General features: G+C 70.9%; 4 protein-coding genes. 2 read left to right on the forward strand and 2 right to left on the reverse strand.

From position 1 onward, the window contains the following. Together ACWGIU_RS34545 and ACWGIU_RS34550 are read right to left on the reverse strand one after the other, a co-directional pair. On the reverse strand, positions 1–637 hold a 637-nt coding region (locus ACWGIU_RS34545), incomplete at its 3' end, for a hypothetical protein (protein WP_453712057.1). 182 nt (positions 638–819) lie between these two features. Further along, positions 820–1,029, reverse strand: a complete 210-nt coding sequence (locus ACWGIU_RS34550) for a hypothetical protein (RefSeq protein ID WP_453712058.1) — start codon at positions 1,027–1,029, stop codon at positions 820–822. A gap of 114 nt (positions 1,030–1,143) precedes the next feature. Between ACWGIU_RS34550 and ACWGIU_RS34555 the strand changes: the two genes are divergently transcribed. Further along, positions 1,144–2,253, forward strand: a complete 1,110-nt coding sequence (locus tag ACWGIU_RS34555) for a winged helix DNA-binding domain-containing protein (RefSeq protein WP_453712059.1) — start codon at positions 1,144–1,146, stop codon at positions 2,251–2,253. Positions 2,254–2,352: 99 nt separating this feature from the next. Then, positions 2,353–2,863: AMP-binding protein (locus tag ACWGIU_RS34560; RefSeq protein ID WP_453712060.1), on the forward strand; the 511-nt coding region annotated here is incomplete at its 3' end.

Below are 2,863 nucleotides of genomic sequence, written 5' to 3' on the forward strand. Positions count from 1 at the left end.
CACGCCTGGCACGGGAGTAGTCCCACAAGTCGTCGATGAGGCCGAGGCTGGTATTGCCGGAGCTGCGCTGGAACTCCATCTTCAGGGCAGCCTGTTGGAGTGCGGTCTGGGTCGCCGCGAGGTCGATGCGGGTGATCAGGACACCGAGGGTCTTCGGTTCCCGGGTCGGCATGGGGGCCTGCGGAAGCAGCGACACCCCGGTGTCGAGGCGGCCGATGTTGTCAACGGCCGCTGTCTGGGCGTCCCGCGACATGAGCTGCATTTCCTGGTGCAGCCAGAAGAACTCGTCGAGATCCGCCTCGGTGATGCGCATCCGCTGATACAGGGCCCGGAAGCGGGGATCGCCGTGCAACGAACGTAAGGGGGCGACGTGGAGCGCCACGCAGTCGTTGTAACCGGCTGCCACCGCGGCGTCGAGGTGAAAGATCACCTGGTCCGCCTCTCCGCGCAGGACGGCCAGGACGCCGAGGCTCGCGTGGCCCGCGGCGACGAGCCACGTGCCGTCGGGGCCGAGCGCCGTGGCGCGCGCGACGACATCGTGGAAGCCCGCGGTGCCCACCGCGGCGGGACCATTGGTCAGGACCTCCACCAGCAGTTCGTGAACACGGGCGGCCAGTGAGTTGACGGTGTCGACCATGGATCTCCTCGGACCTCGGGGTGAAGAGCGTAAAGGATGTCAAGTCTCTGGAAGCCCCGTGGACATGACGGGCGGACGGGGTGAGCGGTTCCTGCTCGGGCCGGGCCGTGGTCACGAGTGGCATCGGCTTCCGGGCCTGCTCGGCCGGCGGTGGCCTCGACCTTGTCCTCACCTCGTTGGATCTACACCGCGTCCCTCGCGGCGACGGTGAACAGCCGTGCCACGACGCGCGCTTCGGCGAAGCGGTTCAGTTCCTGCAGGTGCGGCTCCGCCTGTCGGCGGGCCGAGAGCCGGTACGGGTCGGCGAGCCCATGGTGGTACGCGGCCTGCCGGAGCAGGTATCCGATCTCGAAGCGCTGGGTGCCCGACGAGCCGGCGTACGCAGTCGGCACCCGTGCTCCTGGCGGCTCACTCAGCAGCCGAGGGCGAGCCAGAGGGCTTTCCGGCCCGCTTCGGAGGAGGAGTTGCGGACCGGATCTGTCCGCAAGGAGCGCTAGTTTGCTGCCATGGCCTCCAGGACGACACACCCCGTGCTCGACACCCGCGCTCTGAACCGTGCCACGCTCGACCGCCAGTTGCTGCTGAGCCGCGCCCAGATGTCCGCGGGGGACGCCGTCGCGCACCTGCTCGGGTTGCAGGCGCAGAACGTGAGGCCGCCCTACTTCCAGCTGCACGCCCGGCTCGCCGGCTTCCGGCCCGCCGAGCTGGCCGGGCTCATGGAGTCCCGCGAGGTCGTCCGGATGGTCACCATGCGGTCGACGATCCACACGCACACCGCGCACGACGCCCTGACCCTGAGACCCCTCGTCCAGCCCGCCCGCGACCGCGAGGTCACCTACTTCCGCAAGGGGCTCACGGGAGTGGATCTGGACCAGCTCGCCGAGCGCGCCCGCGCCTTCGTCGAGAGCGAGCCGCGCACCATGGGCGAGATCCGCGAGGAACTTCTCCAGGAATGGCCCGACGCCGACCCGCAGTCCCTGTCCGTCGCCGCCCGCTGCCGGCTGCCACTCGTCCAGGTCACCCCGCGGGGCGTATGGGGGCGCAGCGGCCAGGTCCGGCTCACCACCGTCGAGAACTGGCTCGGGAAGCCCGCCGGCGCCGCACAGCCCGTGGACGAGGTCGTGCTGCGCTACCTCGCCGCCTTCGGGCCCGCCTCCGTCAAGGACATGCAGACCTGGGCCGGACTGACCCGGCTGCGCGAGGCCTTCGAGCGGCTGCGCCCGGCTCTCCTCGTCTTCCAGGACGAGAAAGGCGTGGAACTCTTCGACCTCCCCGACGCCCCCCGCCCCGACGCGGACACTCCGGCGCCGCCCCGCTTCCTCCCGGAGTTCGACAACCTCCTGCTCTCACACGCCGACCGCACCCGTGTGGTCGCCCCGGAGATCAAGGGGCGCACGTGGACGGGGAACCAGGCCCACTGCACCCTGCTCGTGGACGGGTTCCTCGCCGGCCTGTGGAAGCTGGACGGGCAGGCACTCACCGTCGACCTGTTCGGCCCGGTCCCCAAGGCGGCGAAGGACGAGATCGTCGCCGAGGGGGAGCTGATGGTGGAGGGGTTGGCAGAGCCAGGTGGGGCCGGCGGGGTGTCCGTACGGTTCGGAGCGATCAAGCCCTGACACGCGGCCCCGGGCGGGGCCCCGTACCGTCCCGAGCCGTCAACTCGCGGCTGACGCCGCACTGGTGGTCCGTACTCCGAAGGCGGCACGATGCCCGTCATGACGACCGAGAGCACGCAGGACGACGCCACCGCGCGATTCCTGGCCGCGCGGGACTTCCTACTGGAACGCCGCGGCGACTACGAGGCCGCCCACGCCGGATTCACCTGGCCCCGCCCCCACCGCTTCAACTGGGCCCTGGACTGGTTCGACCACATCGCCGCCGGGAACGACGCCGACGCCCTGCGCATCGTCGAGGAGGACGGCACCAGCCAGAGCCTCACCTTCGCGCAGCTCGCCGTACGGTCCGGCGCCGCCGCCAACTGGCTCCGCGGACAGGGCGTCGCGCCCGGCGACCGGATCCTGGTCATGCTCGGCAACCAGCGCGAGCTGTGGGAGGTGATGCTCGGCGCGATGAAACTGCGCGCCGTCGTCATCCCCGCCACCCCGCTGCTCGGCCCGGCCGACCTGCGCGACCGCGTCGAGCGCGGCCAGGTGCGCCACGTCATCGCGCGGGTCGAGGACACGGCCAAGTTCGACCAGGTGCCAGGCCGCTACTCCAGAATCGCCG

The organism is Streptomyces sp. NPDC054840 (assembly GCF_053611065.1).

What these genes read in the sequence shown, in the direction of transcription:
- ACWGIU_RS34555 (WP_453712059.1), top strand. Translation starts at nt 1,144, where the DNA reads ATGGCCTCCAGGACGACACACCCCGTGCTCGACACCCGCGCTCTGAAC.